This window comes from Candidatus Kuenenbacteria bacterium HGW-Kuenenbacteria-1, from assembly GCA_002839745.1.
In the GTDB taxonomy this organism is placed as follows: Bacteria; Patescibacteriota; Patescibacteriia; order UBA2591; family PGYQ01; genus PGYQ01.
The window spans coordinates 1-21,395 of record PGYQ01000007.1 but is presented as its reverse complement, the minus strand read 5'-3'; the positions used below and the strand labels follow the sequence as shown (position 1 = coordinate 21,395).

General features: G+C 29.4%; 15 protein-coding genes and 2 tRNA genes. 5 read left to right on the top strand and 12 right to left on the bottom strand.

The window, feature by feature from the left end; all coding sequences use genetic code 11:
• Positions 1 to 123: 123 nt before the first annotated feature.
• Positions 124 to 954 carry an ATP synthase F0 subunit A gene (gene atpB / locus CVV26_02075; GenBank protein PKL72329.1) on the bottom strand — a complete coding sequence of 277 codons (831 nt, stop codon included), beginning with the start codon at positions 952 to 954 and terminating at the stop codon, positions 124 to 126.
• 101 nt (positions 955 to 1,055) lie between these two features.
• Here atpB and CVV26_02070 point away from each other — a divergent pair, with 101 nt between their 5' ends.
• The 4 genes from CVV26_02070 (at position 1,056) to CVV26_02055 (ending at position 11,719) form a co-directional block, all read left to right on the top strand.
• Positions 1,056 to 2,441, top strand: coding sequence for a hypothetical protein (locus CVV26_02070; GenBank protein PKL72328.1), 1,386 nt, complete (start codon positions 1,056 to 1,058; stop codon positions 2,439 to 2,441).
• 288 nt (positions 2,442 to 2,729) lie between these two features.
• The gene (locus CVV26_02065; GenBank protein PKL72327.1) at positions 2,730 to 6,062 is read left to right on the top strand and encodes a DNA-directed RNA polymerase subunit beta; all 3,333 of its coding nucleotides are present in this window, start codon (positions 2,730 to 2,732) and stop codon (positions 6,060 to 6,062) included.
• 313 nt (positions 6,063 to 6,375) lie between these two features.
• A complete protein-coding gene (gene rpoC, locus CVV26_02060) occupies positions 6,376 to 10,227 on the top strand; it encodes a DNA-directed RNA polymerase subunit beta' (protein PKL72326.1) in 3,852 nt (1,283 codons plus the stop codon).
• 67 nt (positions 10,228 to 10,294) lie between these two features.
• A complete protein-coding gene (locus CVV26_02055) occupies positions 10,295 to 11,719 on the top strand; it encodes a hypothetical protein (GenBank protein ID PKL72325.1) in 1,425 nt (474 codons plus the stop codon).
• A 43-nt stretch (positions 11,720 to 11,762) separates the two neighbouring features.
• Here CVV26_02055 and CVV26_02050 read toward each other — a convergent pair whose 3' ends face one another.
• The 11 genes from CVV26_02050 to CVV26_02000 form a co-directional block, all read right to left on the bottom strand.
• Positions 11,763 to 13,199 carry a DNA repair protein RadA gene (locus CVV26_02050; protein PKL72324.1) on the bottom strand — a complete coding sequence of 479 codons (1,437 nt, stop codon included), beginning with the start codon at positions 13,197 to 13,199 and terminating at the stop codon, positions 11,763 to 11,765.
• 58 nt (positions 13,200 to 13,257) lie between these two features.
• Complete coding sequence (locus CVV26_02045; protein PKL72323.1) at positions 13,258 to 14,460, bottom strand: hypothetical protein; 1,203 nt, start codon at positions 14,458 to 14,460, stop codon at positions 13,258 to 13,260.
• Positions 14,414 to 15,076 (bottom strand): hypothetical protein, encoded by a 663-nt coding sequence (locus CVV26_02040; GenBank protein PKL72322.1) that lies wholly within the window; start codon positions 15,074 to 15,076, stop codon positions 14,414 to 14,416. The genes CVV26_02045 and CVV26_02040 overlap by 47 nt, the downstream gene beginning before the upstream one ends.
• 6 nt (positions 15,077 to 15,082) lie before the next feature.
• Positions 15,083 to 16,354, bottom strand: a complete 1,272-nt coding sequence (locus CVV26_02035; protein PKL72321.1) for a hypothetical protein — start codon at positions 16,352 to 16,354, stop codon at positions 15,083 to 15,085.
• A gap of 131 nt (positions 16,355 to 16,485) precedes the next feature.
• Positions 16,486 to 18,258, bottom strand: coding sequence for an alanine--tRNA ligase (locus CVV26_02030; GenBank protein ID PKL72320.1), 1,773 nt, complete (start codon positions 18,256 to 18,258; stop codon positions 16,486 to 16,488).
• A gap of 174 nt (positions 18,259 to 18,432) precedes the next feature.
• Positions 18,433 to 19,038 (bottom strand): hypothetical protein, encoded by a 606-nt coding sequence (locus tag CVV26_02025; GenBank protein ID PKL72319.1) that lies wholly within the window; start codon positions 19,036 to 19,038, stop codon positions 18,433 to 18,435.
• 39 nt (positions 19,039 to 19,077) lie between these two features.
• Complete coding sequence (locus tag CVV26_02020) at positions 19,078 to 19,758, bottom strand: hypothetical protein (protein ID PKL72318.1); 681 nt, start codon at positions 19,756 to 19,758, stop codon at positions 19,078 to 19,080.
• On the bottom strand, positions 19,755 to 20,264 hold the full coding sequence (locus CVV26_02015; GenBank protein PKL72317.1) for a hypothetical protein: 510 nt from the start codon (positions 20,262 to 20,264) through the stop codon (positions 19,755 to 19,757). Before CVV26_02015 ends, CVV26_02020 begins: the two co-directional genes overlap by 4 nt.
• A 5-nt stretch (positions 20,265 to 20,269) precedes the next feature.
• A complete protein-coding gene (locus CVV26_02010; GenBank protein ID PKL72316.1) occupies positions 20,270 to 20,479 on the bottom strand; it encodes a hypothetical protein in 210 nt (69 codons plus the stop codon).
• Between the two features lie 179 nt (positions 20,480 to 20,658).
• Positions 20,659 to 20,735 (bottom strand) — tRNA-Ala (locus tag CVV26_02005).
• Between the two features lie 86 nt (positions 20,736 to 20,821).
• Positions 20,822 to 20,894, bottom strand: a tRNA-Ala gene (locus CVV26_02000).
• 241 nt (positions 20,895 to 21,135) lie between these two features.
• Here CVV26_02000 and CVV26_01995 point away from each other — a divergent pair.
• Positions 21,136 to 21,395, top strand: a 260-nt coding sequence (locus CVV26_01995) for a hypothetical protein (protein ID PKL72315.1), incomplete at its 3' end; no start/stop codon positions are given.

Below are 21,395 nucleotides of genomic sequence, written 5' to 3'. Positions count from 1 at the left end.
TATTTTTCGTAAAAATAATTTAAACAAAATACAAGAAACAATTGAAAATTGTACAAATAATGTAAAATTTATGCTATCTCTATTTTAGAACATCCCAACCGTGGGGTTTAATCTGTGCATTTTTTAATGTTCATCGTGAATAATTGTTGCCATTTTTAAAAACACAAGAGTAAGCATAGCGAAAACTAAAGCTTGAATAAAGCCAACAAATAATTCCAAGGCCATAAATGGCAAAGGAATAATAAATGGGACTAAAAAAGCGATAACGACAAGTAAAACCTCTCCGGCAAAAATGTTTCCAAATAATCGGAAAGAAAAAGAAATTAATTTTGCTATTTCAGAAATTAATTCTAAAATGCCAACAAAAAATGTTATTGGACTTTTGAAATTTATAAATTTTCCAGCATATTTTAAAAAGCCACAAGCAATAATTCCAAAAAATTGACAAGCGAATACAGAAATTAAGGCTAAGGCTATGGTCATATTAAGGTCTGAATAAACAGAGCGAAAAAAAGGAACAAAAACCCCATTTTCTTTAAATCCAATAGTGCCGACTCCTGGGAATATTCCCAGCCAATTTGAAAATAAAACAAAAATGAAAATTGTTGCCACTAAGGGGAAAAATTTTTCTGTTTGTTTTTTATTGTTTGTAATATCCTGAACTAATTTTAAAAGACTTTCAATGAGTATTTCAATTACATTTTGAAATCTTTTGGGTAAAAGTTGTATTTTTTTTGAAATTAAAAAAGCAATAATTATTAGAATAATCATCGCAATCCAGCAAGTAAGAAGAGTATTAGTTACTGGAAATTTTCCAACAAAAAAAATTGTTTCTGGAGATAAGGAAATATGCATAAAAATAGAAATTAGTTTGTAGTTTGTAAAATAAGTATTTTGTGTTTTAATTTTATCTTTTTGACAAATTTTGTCAAATTTTTGTATAAAGCCATTCAATTTATAGTTTGTGCAATATTAGCTGATAAAAACCAATAAGTTGAATATTTTTTCATTTTTCCCTTGACATTTTCAAAATTGGTATTAACATAATTTATGTTATGCTAATAAATCAGTCTCAAAATACAAATGAAGAAGGAAAGCCTCCTAATCCTAAAAAGGAGGAGAATATAAATAAAAGAAAAAAATTTTTTCTTTTATTTATTCTTAAATTATTTTTTTTTTCTCGTTTATTTAAAAAAATAGTGGTTTTTTTAATAAAGCAATTTAAAAAAATAATTGTTTTTGTTTTTTTAAATATTCATAATCTTATAAAGATTTTATCTTTATATAGTTATAAAAGTTATTTATTTTTAAAAAAACAAATTCAAAAAATTTTAGTAGGGGTGGGTTTGAAACCAGCCCTTATTTTATTATCTCGTTATTCAATTTTTTTTGTTACTTTTATTATTATCTTTGTTTTGGTTGTTTTTGATAATTTAAAAGCAAAAGAGATAAATGTAAGCATGATTGGCCAAGAATCTATTTTTTATCATTTTTTAAATGAAAATCAAGAAGAATTTATTGAAGAAATAGGCATACCAACAACATTTAATTCTTCTGATCAATTTTTAAAATCTAATATCCAGCCATTTATAGAGGAACAGGAACAAAAAATTATAACACAAGGCGGAACTATTTTAGTTAAGCCTAATATTAGTGTTACTGTTGAGACGCCTCAAATTAGGACAAAATCAATAAAATATATTGTTAAGGCGGGTGATGTGATATCTGGGATTGCGAAAAAATTTAATATTAGCACAAATACAATTTTATGGGAGAATAATTTAAGCGAACGGAGTTTAATTAAACCTGGTGATGAGCTGGTAATTTTGCCAGTAACAGGCGTTGTTCATACAGTAGGAAAAGGAGAAAACCTAGGGAAAATTGCAAAAAAATATAATATTAATGAAACAGAAATTTTAGCGATTAACGAATTAACCAATGATAGTCTTAAAATAAATCAAAAAATAATTATTCCTGGGGGAGAAAAACATTTTCCTTTAATTTTTGCTAAAAAAGTAGCAATAAATAAAAAATGGGTTCCTCCTGTATTGGGAAAATTTATTTCAAGTAAAATTAAAGCAGGATTTATTTGGCCTACTTCTAGTTATAGAATAACGCAATATTATCATTGGGGGCATCCAGGCATAGACATAGGCGGAAAAAATCATTCTTCTCCGATTTATGCCAGTGCTGATGGAGTGGTAGCTAGCGCGATTTATTCAAATCGCGGATATGGTCGACATATTATTATTAATAATGGAAATAATACTACAACACTTTATGGGCATATGAGTGAATTTTATGTAAAACGTGGGGAAAGAGTAGAAAAGGGACAAGTGATTGGATTATTAGGTTCTACTGGTCGTTCAACTGGTCCGCATCTTCATTTTGAAATTAAAATTAATGGACAAAAAATAAATCCTTTGAAATATATTAGATAAATTGCGGATAATTTGGGAAAATAATAACAAAATTTTAATTGACTTTTAAATAAAAGCGCTTTTTTATTTTAAATATTTACATTAATGCAATGTTAAATTTCTATAAAAATAGAATTAAAAAAATATGAAAAAAGGATATGCTTTTAAATAATATTTCAAAAATTCTTTTAATGCATCAATGATTAAAAATTTGACTAGTTTATATTTTTGTGTATTATTAAAATAATGTTAAAATTTTTTTTAATTTAATAAAATTTAAACTCCTTTTTAAGGGGAGTAATTTTTTTTATGCTTTCTAAAACTTTTCCAAAAACCTTTTCTAAAAGAGTTTTTTTTAATTCTTCAAAAGAAATTGTTCCTCTTCCTAATTTAATTAAAATTCAAAAAAAATCATATGAATGGTTTCTTAAAGATGGACTTAAGGAATTATTTGAAGAAATTTCTCCTATTAAAGATTATATTGGCCGAGATTTAGAATTATATTTTAAAGATTATTATTTTGATGATCCCAAATTTGATGAGACTACTGCTAAAGAACGAAACATTACTTATGAAGCTCCCTTAAGAGTAAAGGTAGAATTAGTTAATAAAAAAACAAATAAAAATAAAATTCAGGAAATTTTTTTTGGTGATTTTCCTTTAATGACAAAAAGAGGCACTTTTATTATTAATGGAATTGAAAGAGTTGTTGTTTCTCAACTTGTTAGATCAGCAGGAGTTTTTTTTAGTTGTGAAAATAGTAAGGGAAAATTTTTTTACGGAGCAAAAATTATTCCTAATAGAGGGGCATGGATAGAAATAGAAACAGATGGAAACGGAATATTATGGGTAAGAATTGATCGTAAAAGAAAAATAGCAATAACAGCGCTTTTAAAAGCTTTTGGGTATGGGAATGATGAGGAAATTTTAGATTTATTTAAAGAATTTAAAAACAAAGAAGAAATTAATTATATTAAAAATACTCTTTTAAAAGATTCTACAGAAAACATGGAAGATGGATTAATAGAGGTTTATAAACATATTAGACCGGGAGATATGGCCACTCCTGATAATGCCAAAAGTTTAATTTATGCTATGTTTTTTAATTTTAGTAGATATGATTTGGGTGGAGTGGGCCGATATAAAATTAATCAAACTTTTAAATTAGATACTCCAATTACAAAAGAGAATAGAATTTTAAAAAAAGAAGATTTAATTAATATTATTAAAAGAATTATATCTTTAAACGTTAGTCAAGAAAAGGCTGATGATATTGATCATTTAAATAATCGTCGAGTAAGAGCCATAGGAGAATTACTTCAAAATAAACTAAGAATAGGGTTAACAAGAATGGAAAGAATTGTTAAGGATCGAATGAGTACCTATGAAATTGAGACAATTATTCCAAATTCTTTAGTAAATGTGCATTTGGTGTCCAATATTGTTAGAGAATTTTTTATGTCTTTCCAATTATCTCAATTTATGGACCAAGTAAATCTTTTGGCAGAATTGGAACATAAGCGACGACTTTCAGCCATGGGACCAGGTGGGCTTTCAAGAGAACGAGCTGGATTTGAAGTTAGAGATGTTCATTATACTCATTATGGTCGAATTTGTCCGGTTACTACTCCCGAAGGAACTAATATCGGATTAATTAGTCATTTGGCGTGTTATGCTGAAATAGATGATTATGGTTTTCTTAAGGCTCCTTTTGTTAAAATAATTAATAAAATAAAAAATAAAGCAGAAATAACTCAAGGCAAAGTTATTAGAGAAGATATTTTAGACCCAATAACAAAAAAAACTTTTATTAAAAAAGGAGAAACAATAACATTAGAAATAGCCAAAAAATTAGAAAAAATTGATATTAAAGAAATTTTATGCAAACCATTTAAAAGCGAAGAAGCGGTTTATTTAGATGCAACAGAAGAGGAAAAATATGTTACCACTTCAGCTGGTATTATTTTAGAAAATAAATCTTTAGAAGAAAAAGTGGAAGCAAGAATTAAAGGGCAAGCAGGGATTGTTTCTTTAGAAGAAATTGATCTTCAAGATATTTCTCCAAAACAAATTATTAGTGTTTCTGCTGCGTTAATTCCTTTTCTTGAGCATAATGATGCTGCTCGAGCTTTAATGGGTAGCAATATGCAACGGCAAGCGGTGGCTTGTATTAAAGCAGAATCTCCAATTGTTGGAACCGGAATGGAAGCAAAAGTTGCTTTGGATTCTGGATATTTAACCATAGCAGAAAATGATGGAATAATAGAGGAAGTAGAAGCATCAAAAATTACTATTTTAGAAAAAAATAATAAATCGGTTGTTTATCCTTTACAAAAATTTCTTCGTTCAAACGCTTCTACTTGTTTAAATCAAAAAGTATTAATTGAAAAGGGACAGGAAGTTAAAAAAGGAGATATTTTAGCTGATGGAACAGACACGCAAAATGGGGAAATAGCTTTAGGTCAAAATATTTTAGTTGCTTTTATTTCTTTTGAAGGAGGAAATTTTGAAGATGCTATTTTAATTTCTGAAAAATTAGTTCAAGAAGATCGTTATACTTCAATTCATATTGAAGATTATAAAATTGATGTGAGAGATACCAAATTAGGTCCAGAAGTTATTACTAATGATATTCCTAATATTAGTGAAGAAAAATTAAAAAATTTAGATAACGAGGGAATTATTAGAATCGGAGCTGAGGTTTTTTCTGGAGATATTTTAGTGGGAAAAATTACCCCAAAAGGAGAAACAGAGCTTTCCGCAGAAGAAAAATTATTAAAGGCTATTTTTGGCGAGAAAGCGAAAGATGTTCGCGATAGTTCTCTTTATTTAAAACATGGGGAACATGGAAAAGTAATAAATGTAAAGATTTTTTCTAGAGAGCAAGGAGATAAACTTTCAGCAGGAGTAATAAAAACAATTCAAATTTCAATAGCTAATTTACGAAGAATTCAAGTAGGTGATAAATTAGCTGGACGACATGGGAATAAAGGTGTTATTTCTCGCGTTGTTGCAATAGAAGATATGCCTTATTTAAAAGATGGCACCCCAATTGATATGATTTTAAATCCTTTAGGCGTTGTTTCTAGAATGAATTTGGGACAAATTTTAGAAATTACTCTTGGATTAGCTGCTAAAACTTTAAATTATAAAGTTGCATCCCCATCTTTAGATGGAGTAACAGAGGAAAAAATAAAAGAAGAATTAGAAAAAGCAGGATTTTCTAAAGAAGGGAAAGTTGTTTTGTGTAATGGAAAATCAGGTGAGAATTTTGTTCATCCTATAACAATAGGTTATCCATATTTTATGAAATTAAATCACTTAGTTGAAGATAAAATTCATCAACGTTCCATCGGTCCTTATTCTTTAATTACTCAGCAACCTCTTGGAGGAAAGGCTCAATTTGGAGGACAGAGATTTGGAGAAATGGAAGTATGGGCATTAGAAGCTTATGGAGCCGCGCATACTCTTCAAGAAATTTTAACTATTAAGTCTGATGATGTTTTAGGTCGTTCAAAAGCTTATGAGACAATAATTAAAGATGGAGTAATTGAAAAAGTAAATTTGCCAGAATCATTTAACGTTCTTGTTCGAGAATTAAAAGGACTTTGTTTGGATGTGGAATTGTTTAAGAAAAAATAAAAAAATAACAAGTAATCAGTAACGGATAAAATGAATTATAAATTTTCCGAAGTCTAATTGTTGCGGTGTATTTTCCTAAAGTCCGATCTCCACATTTAAACAATCTTCCAAAATTTATAATTCAAAATTTATAATTTCTTAAGGTCGGCCTTCCCCAAATTAAATTTATCTTTTATCTTTTTTAATTTTTAAAATCCCCCAACCCCCTTTATCAAGGGGGCTTTGAAGGGGTTTATTTCTTTTCTTGTCCCCCTGACAAGGGGGATTAAGGGGGTTTATCTTTTAATTTTTTTTAATTTTAATTTTTTAATTTATGTCCATCAACTTTTTTGATTTCAATGCCATTAAATTAAAAGTAGCTTCTCCCGAAGATATTTTAAATTGGTCGTTTGGAGAAGTAACTAAACCAGAAACGATTAATTATCGGACGCAAAAACCAGAAAGAGATGGTTTGTTTTGTGAAAAAATTTTTGGTCCAGTAAAAGACTGGGAATGCGCTTGCGGGAAATATAGACGCATTCGTTATAAAGGAATAATTTGTGATAAATGTGGAGTGGAAGTGGCAAAAAATGTTATTAGAAGAGAAAGAATGGGTCATATTAAATTAGTTGCGCCAGTAAGTCATATTTGGTTTTTAAGAGGGGTACCTTCAAAAATAGGTTTGCTTTTAGATATGTCCGTTCAAAATTTAGAAAAAATTGTTTATTTTGCTGGTTTTATTGTTACAGAAGTTAAAGAAGAACTTAAAAATGACATTTTAAAACAAGTGGAAGATGAATTTAAAATAATTTCTTCTGATTTAAAACTTGAATTTGATAAACAAGTAGATGAAATTAAAAAGGATATTACTCAAAAATTAAATCAAGAAAAGAAAGAAAAAACTGAAATTAAAAAAGAACTTGTTAAAGAAATTAAATTTTCTCAACAAACTTTCGCAGAAAAATTTAAAAAAGTAAAAGAGGCTTTAAAAACAACTAAAGAAGAAGTTGCAAATATTAGATTGGCAAAAGTTCTTTCTAAAAATGAATATCAAAATTTATCTTCAAAATATGGGAATATTTTTGAAGTAGGAATTGGAGCTGAAGCTATTCATAAATTACTTTCTGGTCTTGATTTAGAAAAATTAATTATAATTTTAGAAAAAGAACTTTTAGAAAGTGATTCTACTAAAAAAGAAAAAATAATTTGTCGTTTAAAATTAATTAAAAATTTAATTATAAATAAAATTAAACCAGAATGGATGATATTAACTGTTGTTCCAGTGCTTCCACCTGATTTAAGACCAATGGTTCAATTAGATGGTGGAAGATTTGCTTCTAGTGACTTGAATGATTTGTATAGAAGAATAATAAATCGTAATAATCGTCTCAAGAGATTAATAGAATTGAATGCTCCTGAGGTTATTTGTCGTAATGAAAAAAGAATGCTACAAGAAGCGGTAGATAGTTTAATTGACAATAGCGTGAGGCACGGGAAAACAGTCATTGCTTCTACTGGACAAAAAAGAAATTTAAAGTCAATCGCTGATATGTTAAAAGGAAAGCAGGGTCGTTTTAGACAAAATCTTTTAGGAAAAAGAGTAGATTATTCTGGTCGTTCAGTTATTGTTGTTGGCCCTAATCTTAAACTTCATCAATGTGGGATTCCTAAAACTATGGCTTTGGAATTATTTAAACCCTTTGTTATTTCTAAATTAATTAAACAAGAATATGCGCACAATGTTCGAAGCGCTGGATATTTAATTGAAGAAGGAAAAAAAGAGGTATGGGATATTTTAGAAGGAATTACCAATGAATCATATGTTTTACTTAATCGTGCTCCCACCTTACATCGATTAGGAATTCAAGCATTTAAGCCTATATTAATTGAGGGAAAAGCAATCCAAATTCATCCAATGGTTTGTGCTGCTTTTAATGCTGATTTTGACGGAGATCAAATGGCCGTTCATGTGCCTTTAACAGTTGAAGCTAAAAATGAAGCAAAAGAATTGATGTTGTCTAGTAAAAATTTACTTAAACCATCTACAGGAGATCCAATTGCTGTTCCTACTCAAGATATGATTGTTGGATCTTTTTATCTTACTTATATTAAAAAATTAGATCGTGACACATCGTCAAGAAAAATTAAAGTTTTTTCTTCTAAGAACGAGGCTTTGTTGGCTTATGATTTAAAGAAAATTTCTATTCAAGAAGTGATTAAGGTAAGGACAGAGCAAGGAATAATAGAAATGACTCCTGGAAAAATTATTTTTAATTCAGTGCTTCCTGTTGAATTAAAAGATTATAATACCTTTTTTGACAAAAAAGCAGTGGTTCAGTTGGTTAAAAAAAGCCTTTTTCTTTTTAAAGAAGAAAAAACAGCAATTTTATTAGATAAAATAAAAGAAATTACTTTAAAACATTTAACTCAAGCTGGTTTTTCTTGGGGAATAGATGAATTGCCTGATTTGCCAGAAAAACATAAAATTATTAAGTTGGCGGAAAATAAAATAAGTGAAATTCAAAATCAATTTAATGAAGCGTTATTAACAGAGGAAGAAAGATATAATAAAATTATTGAAATTTGGACAGAAACCAAAGACGAAATTATTCAAATGTGTAAAAATATTTTGGACGAAAAAAGTTCCGCTTATTATATGATTGAATCAGGAGCCAGAGGAAGCATAACTCAAACTACACAGATGATGGGAATGAAAGGGTTGGTTGTTAATCCAAAAGGAGATATTATTGAATTGCCGATTAAAAGTAGTTTTAAAGAAGGATTTGACACATTGGAATATTTTATTTCTTCTCATGGCGCTAGAAAAGGGCTTTCTGATACTGCTCTTCGTACAGCTAGCGCTGGTTATTTAACTCGAAGATTAGTTGATGTGGCTCAGGGGGTAATTATTACAGAAGAAGATTGTGGCGACGAAGAAGGAATTGTTTTAATGAAAGAAGCAAGTGAAAAAATAGGAGAAACATTAGCAAAAAGAGTATTAGGAAGAGTAATACTTGAAAATATTATTGATCCTAAAACAAAGAAAATTCTTATTAAAAAAGGCACATTAATTTCTTTTAAAGAAGTAAAAATTTTAGAAGAATTAGATTTAAAACAAATAAAAATACGTTCAGTTATTGGCTGTAGATCTTTGTCTGGAATTTGTCAAAAGTGTTATGGTTGGGATTTGGGATATAATAGATTGGCGACAATGGGTACTGCTGTAGGAGTTATTGCTGCGGAGAGTATTGGAGAACCAGGAACCCAGCTTACAATGAGAACTTTTCATACAGGGGGAGTAGCAGGGCAAGATATTACACAAGGATTGCCTAGAGTAGGAGAAGTTTTTGAAGCACGTTTAACCAAAAGAAAAGCTTTTATTAGCGAGGTAGACGGGAAAATTATTAAAATTATAGAAGAAGGGAAAGAAAAAAAAGTTTTAATTAAACATGAAGGATTAACCGAGGATACTTATAAAATTAAAGATGAAAAAATATTAGTAAAAAATGGACAAGAAATAAAAAAGGGAGATGTGTTGTTTAAACAGGGCAAAAAAGAAAAAGAAGTTGTTGTTTTAAAAAATGGGAAAGTTAAAATATTAAAAGGCAAAATTAAGGTTATTTTTTCTGAGGAAAAAATAAAAGAATATTTAATCCCAATAGGATATATTTTAAAGGTTCATGAAGGGGAATTAATAACAAAAGGTGATGCTTTAACCGAAGGAAATTTAGACTTAGAAGAGCTATTCCGTTTTAAAGGAAAACGAGTTGCGCAAAGATATATTTTAGAAGAAATTCAATACATTTATTCTTCTCAAGGACAAAAAGTAAGCGACAAACATATGGAAATTATTATTCGTCAAATGTTTTCAAAGGTATTAGTTCAAGATCCAGGAGAAAGTGATTTCTTAAAAGGAGAAATTATTTCCCAAACGTTTTTAAAAAAGATTAATGAAAAACTTATTAAAGAGAAAAAAAATATTATTAAAGGGAAAGAATTATTTTTGGGAATCACAAAAGTTTCTTTATTGACAGAGAGTTGGTTGTCTGCGGCCTCTTTTCAAGAAACAGCCCGTGTTTTAATTGATGCCGCTGTTTCTGGACGTGTTGATGAATTAACAGGATTAAAAGAAAATATTATTATTGGTCATTTGATCCCTGCTGGAACAGGATATAAGAAAAGTTAAAATTTGTAGGCGAATGGTATTCACCTAAAACAAAAAGGCATGCGCCCTTTTAATAATTATATTTTTTATGAAAATTAATCCAAATATTTTTAGAGGATATGATCTTCGAGGAATTGTTAATAAGGATTTAAATCCAGAAATTGTTGAATTAATAGGAAGAGTATATGGAACATTGATGAAACAGCGAGGTATAAATAAGGCGATTGTTGGACGAGATTGCAGAGCAACAAGTTTTGAATATAGTGAAGCATTAATAAAAGGTTTTTGTTGGGCGGGGCTTGATGTGATAGATATAGGAATGACTCTTGTTGGAATATTTTATTGGGGACAATTTTATTTAAATTGTAAAGGAGGGGCTTTTGTAACTGCTTCACATAATTCAGCTGAATATAATGGCTTTAAATTTGCTATTGATTTTTCAGAAACCCTTGTTGGGGATGGAATTCAAGAGTTAAGAGAAAAAGTTGAAAAAGAAGATTGTAAAAAAGCAGAAATTTTAGGAAAAATTGAAAAACAAAATATTCAAGAACCTTATTTTAATGATTTAATAAAACGGTTGCCAATAACAAAAAAATTTAAAGTTGTTATTGATCCTAGTTGTTCTACTGCCGGAGTAATTGCGCCAGATTTATTAAGAAGAGTTGGATGCGAAGTAATTGAAAATAATTGTAAAATTGATTCATCGTTTCCATTAGGAGTTCCAGATCCTACAGAACTTAAAGTTGCTGAACGATTAAGAGAAAAAGTAATTGAAGTAAATGCTGATATTGGTTTTTCTTATGATGCTGACGGAGATCGCATAGGGATTGTTGATAATAAAGGCAATATTATTTGGAATGATGTTTTAATTGCTTTATTTGCTACTGATATACTTAGTTATTATCCTGGGGCTAAAATTATGTATAATACGCTTTGTTCAAAGGTTGTTAAAGAAACAATTTTACAGCGAAATGGTATTCCATTTATGTGGCGCACAGGTCATTCTTTTTTAAAGAAAAAAAATCAAGAAATTAAAGCTCCATTCGTAGGAGAATTATCAGGTCACTTTTTTTTCTCAGCTGATTTTTATAACCATGATGATGGATTATATTCTACTTTGCGTTTATTGTCTTATTTATCAAAGACAAATCAAACACTTTCAGATGCAATTACTGTTTTGCCAAAATTTATTTCTAGTCCTGAAGTTAAAGTAGGATGCCCTGATAATTTAAAAGTTGATTTAATAAATAGAATTGCAAAAAGATTAAAACAAGAATTTCAAAAAGCTGAAATAATAGATGATGAAAGAGCTGGCGATGGAATATATTTTGATACTGGTGATACAATGTTTGTTATTCGTTATTCTCAAAATGGACCTTATTTAACTGTTAAATTTGAAGCAAAAATTCAAGAAAAATATGATAAATTAAAAAAATATATTAATAATTTACTTCATAATTATAATGAAATTGATTGGAAAGCTGGATCAAATGTTGAAGTTTTAATTGATTAAATGTTAGATAACGATTTTTATTGCAAAAAAAATTATCTTTGGGTTATCGTTGGAAATCAACTTTGTCATATTTAAAATTTGCTTCTATTGCTTCATTTAAATTTTTTACTGAAATAATTTGAATATCTTGATCTGAAAATTTAGTATTAGTTTGAGGAATAATAATTTTTTTAAATCCTAATTTTTTCGCTTCAATTATTCTTTTGTCTATTTGACCAACATTTCGAATTTCGCCACCCAAACCAACCTCGCCAAATGCAACTAAATTTGAATCTATTGGTTTATTTTTAAAAGCTGAAACAATAGCCAAACAAACAGCTAAATCAATAGCTGGTTCTTCAATCTTAATTCCTCCGGCGATATTAAGATAAACATCTTGATTGCCTAAATTACATTTGCAACGACGAGTTAAAACTGTTGCTAATAATTGCAAACGATTTAAATCAAAACCAGATGCTCTTCTTTGGGGATAACCAAAAACTGTTTTAGAAACCAATGCTTGAACTTCAATTAAAAAAGCCCTTGAGCCCTCCATTGTTGAAGTAACAATGGAGCCAGTTTCTGCTTTTGTTCTTTGGGATAAAAATTCTTTTGAAGGATTTTGTACTTCAATTAATCCCTTTTCTTTCATTTCAAAAACTCCTACTTCATTTGTTGAACCAAAACGATTTTTTGCTGTTCGTAAAAGGCGAAACAAATGAAATTGATCTCCTTCTAAATATAAAACAGTGTCTACCAAATGCTCCAATGTTTTTGGTCCAGCAACCACTCCCTCTTTGGTCACATGACCAACAATGAAAATTGAAATATTATTTTTTTTAGCGACTTCTAATAATTTTACTGTGCAAACACGCACTTGATTAATGCTCCCTGCCTCAGACGGCAATTCTGAAAAAGACATTGTTTGAATGGAATCAATGATTACTATTTGTGGCTTGTGTTTTTCAATTGTGGCGCAAATAATTTCAATATCGGTTTCTCCTAAAAATTGTAATGCTTTTGATTGAATGTCTAAACGATCCATTCTTAATTTAATTTGCTCAGCAGATTCTTCTCCTGAAACATAAAGAATGCAATTTTCAATTTTCAATTTCTGATTTTCAATAGATTCGACAAACTCATTGCAAGTTTTTAATTTTTGATTTCCAATTTTATCAACAAGCTGGAGGACCAATGTTGATTTGCCAATTCCGGGTTCACCGCCCAGTAAAATTAAACTGCCAGGCACAATTCCTCCGCCAAGAACGCGGTCAAATTCCTCAATGCCTGTTTTTATTCTGATCATTTCTTTTTTTTCAATCTTTTCAAAATCTACCACCTTCCCAATTGGCATTTCCGAATTTAAACTTTTAATTTTTAACTTTGAATTTTGAACTTCTACGCTCCCCCAAGTCCCACATTCATTGCATCTACCAACCCATTTTGAAAATTGCGCCTCGCATTTTGAGCAAACATAAATTGTTTCAATTTTTTTGGACATAAAAAATTTTAAAATAATTTTAAATTCTAAAGTTTGAATTTTAAATTAAATCCAGAAATTAATTATCTTTACATGGAGATACACTTATATGTATGTGTGTATCTTCTGGATTGACGAATTTTGCATTGCAGACATTTGCCACTTTTGTAATTATTTCTTTAGTAGAAGAATCTTTGTTATTTATATCAACAGCATATGATTGATTTGAGTTGCCTCCATAATGACAAGAGTTTTTATTGTGCCAATGGCAGTTTGTAGTTATTCCTTTTTTTGCGTCACAAGTGTTTGTATAATTTTTACATATACTTAAATTGCCAATGCAATTTGAATCACTAATTGATGATATATTTAATTTTATTTCTTTAGGTGTATGTATATATATACAATTTAGTAAATTTAAAAGATCATCTGAAGCATCAGGAAGTTGTCTTTGTATACCTTTATCAAAGGTATATTGAGTTCTAATTAATTCACCCATTACTGATATTCTATTTATTTTTATTTCATTATCACATGAACAGCATACAAAAGAGCGATCATGTGATAAAGAAAAACCTTTTATACAAGAAGATGGCTCTGGTAAAAAGCAAAGATCTTTACTGTTTCTACAATAATCTTCACAGGCAATTTTTGCCTGAGCTACATCTGCAATATTATTAATGTTCTCTTTAAGAAGAGGCAAGTTTGAGTTGTTTTTGATTATACTTAATTTAATTCCTGCATAGTTATCTGGGTAAGTTTTACAAATATCTAACCCAGATCTTTTTGCAGTAAAGCTTGTTTCTTTTGTCAATTCTGTTCTTTTAATTGGCGTTACGTTTATATTTTTTAAAATAACTAATTGAGGATTTATAAGGCTTAAAATTGTGTAAGCGCCTAAGGCTAATATTAAACCAATAACTGCATTGCCAATCATTTTTTTTGCTTGCCCTACTTTTTCTGAACTGCCAGCGGCCAATATCCAAATTACCCCAGCGATCATAATCATAAAAACAGCTAAAACGGCTGAGATAATAACAAAAAATTCAAAAATCGCGTTAATATATTTTCCAATTAATGTTCCGTCAATACCAATTCCTTTTCCTTTTTCAAAAATAGAGCCAGGAATTGTTACACTGGGAGTAAATTCATAAGGGTTATTTTGTGCCTTTATAATCGCAATAAAAGAAAAAGTAAATAATAAAAAAACAGCAAAAAATAAAATTGTGTATTTTTTAATTTGGAAATTTTGCATAAAAGATAATATTTCTAATTTCTTCATTAATAATCATTTGAAATTGCTCAAAAGAAATTGCGCCTTTGAATTTTTTTTGTCCAATAAAAAAATAAGGTGTAGCATCTACTCTTAATTCTTGAGCTTGGATTATATTTTTTTGAATTAAATCAGAATAACGATTATTTATCAAACAATCATTAAATTTTTTTAAATCCAAATTTATTTTCTGAGCTAAATCTAGATAAATATTTTGTTGATCTAATTGATCTTGATTTGAAAATAATAAATTATGATATTTATCAAATTGTCCTTGTTCTTGAGCGCAATAACTTGTTATTAAAGCATTTTCTGACCCATCATGTCCAGAGATTCCTTTCCAAATTAATTTTACTTGATTGGGATATGTTTTTAAAATTTTTTTTAAAACGGGATTTACTTTTTCGCAAGCGCTACATTTAAAGTCTCCAAATTCGATAACACTGATTTTTGCTTCTGGATTTCCTAAAACAGGGTCATCTAAATAAACAATGGGTTTTGTTATAATATTTTTTTCATCTAAAGTTTTAATGGGTTTTTCTTTAATTGTTGAAATAGCAAAAGCGCTGATAATTATTAATCCTAACGCAATAAATATAAATAAAAAAACAGATTGTTTTTGCATAAAAATTTATTTTAACTGTATCTTGCGCAATCCTTTTTCTTTGTCTGTAAAATATAAATATTTTTCATCGCCAGAAAGTATAATTTGATCAATTATATAGTCAGTATTTGCAGGAGAGGCTAATAAATAATTTTGTCCTGTTCGAGTGTCAATTTTATAAAAATCACTTGGACTTTCATTGGCTAATTCTGGATAAAATCCACTTCCTTCTGGTAAATTTCTCGGCACAGCACAATAAACCGTTTCGTTATCCGAAGAAAAAATACATTTATCAGCCCATGTTTGCAAACCAATCGAAATTCTATTTTTCCCTATATTTTCTCCCTCGGCATCAGCGATCCATAAAGTTGGATTATTATTTGTTACGGCATTATAAATACTGTATAAAAGTTTATCGCCTTTGGGGCTCCATTTACTTCTAAAATCTTGTCCTTCTACAATCATTGATAAAAAATTTTCTTTATTTTGTCCAACAAAATAAACCTCTTGTTGATCTATTCCAATTGATTCAGAATATAAAGCAATTACTTGTTGGTTTGGAGACCAGTTAACTTCCACTTTATTGTTGTTTTCACCCATTGGCTCTATTGCTTTATATTCTGTTCCATCTGAATTAGCGATTGAAAGCCATCTTTTGTCTGGATTGCTACTTGTTGTTTTAAAAGCAATACTATCTCCTTGCGGGGCAAAAGAAAAATCATTCCAATTTTTAGGCAAGGCATATTGTTTTTTTTGATTAAAATCGTAAACTATTTTTGCGTTATCAGGAAAATTTAAAATAGCCTTATCTTTTTTAGGCGACCAGTAAATTTTTTCTACATTAGGGTAAGTATCTTTTGTTAATAAAGTTTTAATTTCACCATCAGGAGAAAGTCTATAAAATTCCCCAGAATCTTTTTGATAATATAATAAATTAGAACCATTAGAATCTAAGGTTAATTCTTGAACATTTTCTATTGGCAAAGAAGTGATCTGAGTTTCCCCTCCTGTGGCAATAGGAGAAACTTTATAAGTAATTGGAATTTCAGGATTCACGGGCGTTATTTCTTCTATTTTTTGTGTAATAGGCAAACCAGTTTTTGTGTCAATTTCAACTATTTCTTTTGGAGCTCCTTCTCTTGTTTCAGGTAATCCTGTTTTAAAAATATTAGTTTCTGTTGTTATAGGAGCGGTTGTTAAAGGTGCTTGTTTAAAAAAGAAAAAATACAACAAGAAACCCAAAAGAGTTATAATTAAAATAAACAAAATAATAAGAATGGTTTTTTTAATAGTAGACATAATTAAGTTGAAAGTTGAAAGTTGAAATAGAAAAGTTAAAATCAACTTATAATCTGATCATTATATTCTTTTTTTAAAAAAAGTCTATATAAAATATTTTAAATATTTTCAAAGTTAGATTATTTTTTTGTTTAAATTAATATTGCTTTTATTCTTCTTATTCCCGCGCTAGAGCTTTCTTCTTTAATAATTTTAAATTGTCCAAGTTCTTTTGTATTTTTTATATGCGGACCTCCACAAAATTCTGTACTAAAATTTCCTATTTTATAAACTTTTACAATGTCTCCGTATTTTGATAAATCAAATGAAATGGTTGTGACAATTTTTTTTGCTTCTTCTTTTGGAAGTTCTAATATTTCAACTGGAATTTTTTCAGCAATTTTTTGATTAACTAAATTTTCTACTTCTTGTAATTTTTCTACTGAAAGTTTTTCTGGCCAATTAAAATCAAAACGAATTCTTTCAGTTGTAATATTACTTCCTTTTTGAAAAATTTCTTTACCAAGAATTTTTCTTAATGACGCTAATAATAAATGTGTAGCAGTGTGATATTTAATTTCCATCTCACTCGTCCCCGCAAGTCCTCCTTTGAATTTTTGTTCTGAACCTGCTTTTGAAATTTCTTGATGTTTTCTCATTTTTTCATTAAAATCTTTTTCATCAATTTTTATTCCTTTTTCTTTTGCAAGTTCAATTGTCATTTCAATTGGAAAACCGTAAGACTGAAATAAATCAAATGCATCAATTCCCTTTTCAAATTCTTTCAAACCTTTTTCAAGAGTTTGTCTAAATTTTTTATTTTCATTTTTAATAATTTCCAAAATTTCATTTTCCTTTATTTTTAAATTCGGATAATAATCAGAAAAATTATTTATAACAATTTTAGCTAAATCAAAAATTGAATTTTTTGGAAGTTCTAATTTATCTATAAATCTTATCATCCTTCTTAAAATTCTTCTTAAAACATAACCTGCTTCTGTATTTGAAGGAATCACTCCATCAGAAATAATAAAAACAGCAGAGCGAATATGATCAGCAATAATTCTTTCAGTTCTTCCATCTTTTTTATTTGAAAGTTTTCTAATTTCTAAAATTAAAGGTTCAAAAATATCAGTTTCAAAAACATTATTTTTTCCTTGCATCACAACAGCTGTTCGCTCAAGCCCCATTCCTGTATCAACATTTGGTCTTGAAAATTTTTTATATATTCCATCAGAAGTTTTATTAAACTCCATAAAAACATTATTCCAAATCTCAATAATTTTTCCAGACTTTACAAGTTCTTGAAAATTTCCTTCAATTTTTTCTTTGCCAAAGACATCATAAAAAATTTCTGTATCTCCTCCACAAGGACCTGTTCCTCCTGCAATCCAAAAATTATCATCTTTAAGAGGAATAATTTTTATATTATTTTTTATATTTTCATCTTTTTCTGAAACTTCTGCGATAATATTATGCTTTAAAAAATTTTCTTTCCAAAATTTTATTGACTCATCATCTTGTGGAATATTTTCATCGCCTCTAAAAATTGTTACAAAAAGTCTTTTTGGATCCAAACCTAAACCCTCTTTTTTATTTGTAAGAAATTCCAAACTCCATTCAATTGATTCTTTTTTAAAATAATCTCCAAGCGACCAATTTCCCATCATTTCAAAAAAAGTTAAATGACGACTATCTCCAATTTCATCAATATCTCCAGTCCGAACACATTTTTGAATACTAATAATTCTGTTTCCAGCTTGATGTTTTGCTCCCAACAAAAAAGGAACAAGCGGTTGCATTCCCGCAGTTATAAAAAGCGACGACGAATCATTTTCAGGAATCAAAGAAGCTGAAGGAATAATTTTATGTCCTTTTTTTTTAAAAAATTCTATATATTTTTTTCTTATTTCATTTGAATGCATAAATTATTTATTCAACACTTAAACTTTAATTTTGGTGGGAAATCTTAAACTTTGCGCGAAATTTCTTTGAAAAGAATTCTTGACGCTCGGGCGGGGCGGAAAGAAAAAGGGGTGTGGGGAAAATGAATTCCCGCCCCGCCCTCGCTTTCGCCACCGCCGAATTTCATGCCAATTTCATTGGCGTGCCGATAGCCTTTGTCTTGATTTAATTTTCCTTACTCCTCTGTTTCGGTCAGCGATCACATAATTATACTCATCAATCGCCTTGGCCAATGGTGGTGTTTTGCCAACCCACCTTATATCTTTAAAATATTCCTGCATTTTGATTAAAAATTGAATATAGTCATCGGCATCGCCCTTATTATCAATTTTATATATTTTCCTTATTTCCGTATCCCACATTACAAATAGTTTCGAGTTCTTCAACGCCATTATTTTTGACGCCCCTGTTTGTTCCGCAATTTTCTTCAATTGGTCATAGATATATTTAATGTCTGTTGCCACTATGTTATTGGTTAAATCAGTATTTTCAAATTGTGTGTTTTCTATCTTTTTGAAAATCGGATTAACCCGTTTTATAACTTCGTCAAATTCACGCAGATCAAAATTTTTCATAAAGTATCTGAAGCGTGCAAAATTCCAAGTAGCCAAAATCAAAATATACGCTTCAATCTCAAATCCCTTTTCTATCAAAACTTTTGCCCTGTCCCACAATTGATCGCGTGCGTCTTCTATTTTCTGAAATTCTGAAATTGTTTTTTCAAATTTTAACTGATTCATATTTTTAAATATTTTGCATCAGCAAAGCCGGTGCGTCGTCTATTTATTCTTATTCCTTTCAGCTAAAATTTTCAACATTTCAGAATTTCTTTTATTTGCTTCGTCGTCATCAATAAAAGCGACTAAACTGCCCAGACAAAATTTAATACTTTCTCTCATTTTTTCGTCTTCTATGTGCCATAGACCATCTTCAAGAGCTTTTTTTATCACTTCCTTTGGGTATGGTAATAATGATTGTGGGTAAACAACTGCCGGATATTTTTGCATTGTTTCCAATCCTACCCTTTCTATAATCTTGCCATATTCGTGGATAATAGTTTCTGTCTTCTGTAATGATTTTGGATTTAATATCTGTTTTATCGCGGGCATACCGACCTTATCAACTGAAATATCACGAGCTTCCTCGTCGTGTTCTTTGATATATTCTCGTAATGCTTTACTTGTTTCATTTTCCAAAACATTTTTTAATTCCTCTAAACCTCTAACATTTTCAATTGTTTCTAAAATAATATTTAAAATTATCTTGGAACTTTCCCACGCTTCAACTGCCGTTCTGATATAAAAAGGAAAAACGAACTCCCAAATTGTTTTTGTGGGGATAATACCCAAAATCATTTTCTTTGCTCGCACCATTTCTGGTAATATCTCCACGAAAACCCTTGAACTATCATCAAGTTTTATCTGGGAGTATTGCCCACTTGCATAAGTAATTTTTTTCATATTATTTTTTTATCTACCTCATTAAGAAAAACTTTATGAAATTCATTTAGCTTCTCCTCTGCCTTATCACCGAATTTCAAAACAAATACTTTTGTTAGCGTAGAAGAAAATGTATCCCAAAATTTAGGACTCTTGAAATTAAAATAACGGCTGTTAAACATTATATCCCAAAAATCAATATTCAAATCTTTACGGCCTTCTTTTGTAAAAACTCGCCACATCATTAAGCCGATACCTATCAATTGACCTATTGCGAACTCGCCACTTTCAAGGAGTTTACCGCTTACGCTTGGGAGCAATCTTGTCAGAATTAAAGCAACGGCAAAAAATATGATAGTCCATAAAATGAAACTTTTCAAATAAAAAGTGGCGGCAGATTTTTTGAGTAATCCCTTAGAAATACAATAAGTTGCTTTTGGAATTCCATAAAAAAGCGGAAGTATAATAACGCTATACCACCAAATACCTATAAAAACTCCTACAATTAAAAGTATAAATTCCAACATAATTTTTATTTCATTAAATCATCAATTGAAACGCCTAACCCTTTGGCGATTTTGGCCATAGTTTTAATAGTCGGGTTGGGCGTTGCGCCGGATTCAATTTTAGTAATTGTATGCAAAGTAATGCTGGCAAGTTTTGACAACTTGTCTTGAGATATACCTAATTTTGCTCGGTGTTTCTTTATGTTTTTTGCGATGATTGAAATTTCTTTTGACATTATAGTATAGTTTTAGTATGATGACTTTACAGATACCATTTCCACTTGCTATCATTAGTATATGAAATTTTTAATAAAAGGTCAAACAAAATTTTATGGCTTTGCGCCTTGCGCAAAGCCCGAATACCGAGCGACGAAGCCGCGAGGCAATCCTTCCCCAAAACGGCGAAAGTTGCGATTGGTGGACCATAAGGGACTTGAACCCTTGACCTCTTCCATGCCATGGAAACGCTCTAGCCAACTGAGCTAATGGCCCATAAATAGCTTTTTAGGAAATTAGTTTTTAGCTTTCTAGAAATTTCTTAAAAAGCTAAGAAGCTAAAAATTTAAAACCTAATTAAATGGAGACGGGCGGAGTCGAACCGCCGACCTCTTCGTTGCGAACGAAATGTTCTACCAGCTGAACTACGTCCCCCTAACTAAAATAGTTATAAATTACTTATTGCTATTTTATCATATAACTTAGCTTTTTTGCAAATTTAATTCTTGCAAAAATTTAATAAAAGCATATAATAAAACCAAAGACAAAGAGTAAAAACTAAATACTAAAATTGAAAATTTGTGAAATTTGTTTTATAAATTTTGCCTATTTTATTGTTACATTTTAATTATTAGGAAACTAGCGTTTAGAAAGCTAGAGCCTAAGAAGCTATTTTATGAATTTAGAAAGATGGGAAGAAACAAAAGAAAAAATAGAAAATAAGTTTGATATTGTCGCAAAAAGCGAAGAAAATTTAGAAAATAAAGGGAAAAAAGAAATCATTGAATTTAAAAGTCCTTTAGGAAACATAAAATTAGAATTTGTTATTCAACCAAAAGTTTTAGATAGAAAAACTCAATATTCTAATCGAATTGGCGGACAAACAAAAGTAGAATATATTTATTCCGATTCTGAAACAAGCAGTTATTTAAAAGC

What these genes read in the sequence shown, in the direction of transcription:
- CVV26_02070 (PKL72328.1), top strand. Translation starts at nt 1,056, where the DNA reads ATGCTAATAAATCAGTCTCAAAATACAAATGAAGAAGGAAAGCCTCCT.
- CVV26_02065 (PKL72327.1), top strand. Translation starts at nt 2,730, where the DNA reads ATGCTTTCTAAAACTTTTCCAAAAACCTTTTCTAAAAGAGTTTTTTTT.
- rpoC (PKL72326.1), top strand. Translation starts at nt 6,376, where the DNA reads ATGTCCATCAACTTTTTTGATTTCAATGCCATTAAATTAAAAGTAGCT.
- CVV26_02055 (PKL72325.1), top strand. Translation starts at nt 10,295, where the DNA reads ATGAAAATTAATCCAAATATTTTTAGAGGATATGATCTTCGAGGAATT.
- CVV26_02050 (PKL72324.1), bottom strand. Translation starts at nt 13,199, where the DNA reads ATGTCCAAAAAAATTGAAACAATTTATGTTTGCTCAAAATGCGAGGCG.
- CVV26_02045 (PKL72323.1), bottom strand. Translation starts at nt 14,460, where the DNA reads ATGAAGAAATTAGAAATATTATCTTTTATGCAAAATTTCCAAATTAAA.
- CVV26_02040 (PKL72322.1), bottom strand. Translation starts at nt 15,076, where the DNA reads ATGCAAAAACAATCTGTTTTTTTATTTATATTTATTGCGTTAGGATTA.
- CVV26_02035 (PKL72321.1), bottom strand. Translation starts at nt 16,354, where the DNA reads ATGTCTACTATTAAAAAAACCATTCTTATTATTTTGTTTATTTTAATT.
- CVV26_02030 (PKL72320.1), bottom strand. Translation starts at nt 18,258, where the DNA reads ATGCATTCAAATGAAATAAGAAAAAAATATATAGAATTTTTTAAAAAA.
- CVV26_02025 (PKL72319.1), bottom strand. Translation starts at nt 19,038, where the DNA reads ATGAATCAGTTAAAATTTGAAAAAACAATTTCAGAATTTCAGAAAATA.
- CVV26_02020 (PKL72318.1), bottom strand. Translation starts at nt 19,758, where the DNA reads ATGAAAAAAATTACTTATGCAAGTGGGCAATACTCCCAGATAAAACTT.
- CVV26_02015 (PKL72317.1), bottom strand. Translation starts at nt 20,264, where the DNA reads ATGTTGGAATTTATACTTTTAATTGTAGGAGTTTTTATAGGTATTTGG.
- CVV26_02010 (PKL72316.1), bottom strand. Translation starts at nt 20,479, where the DNA reads ATGTCAAAAGAAATTTCAATCATCGCAAAAAACATAAAGAAACACCGA.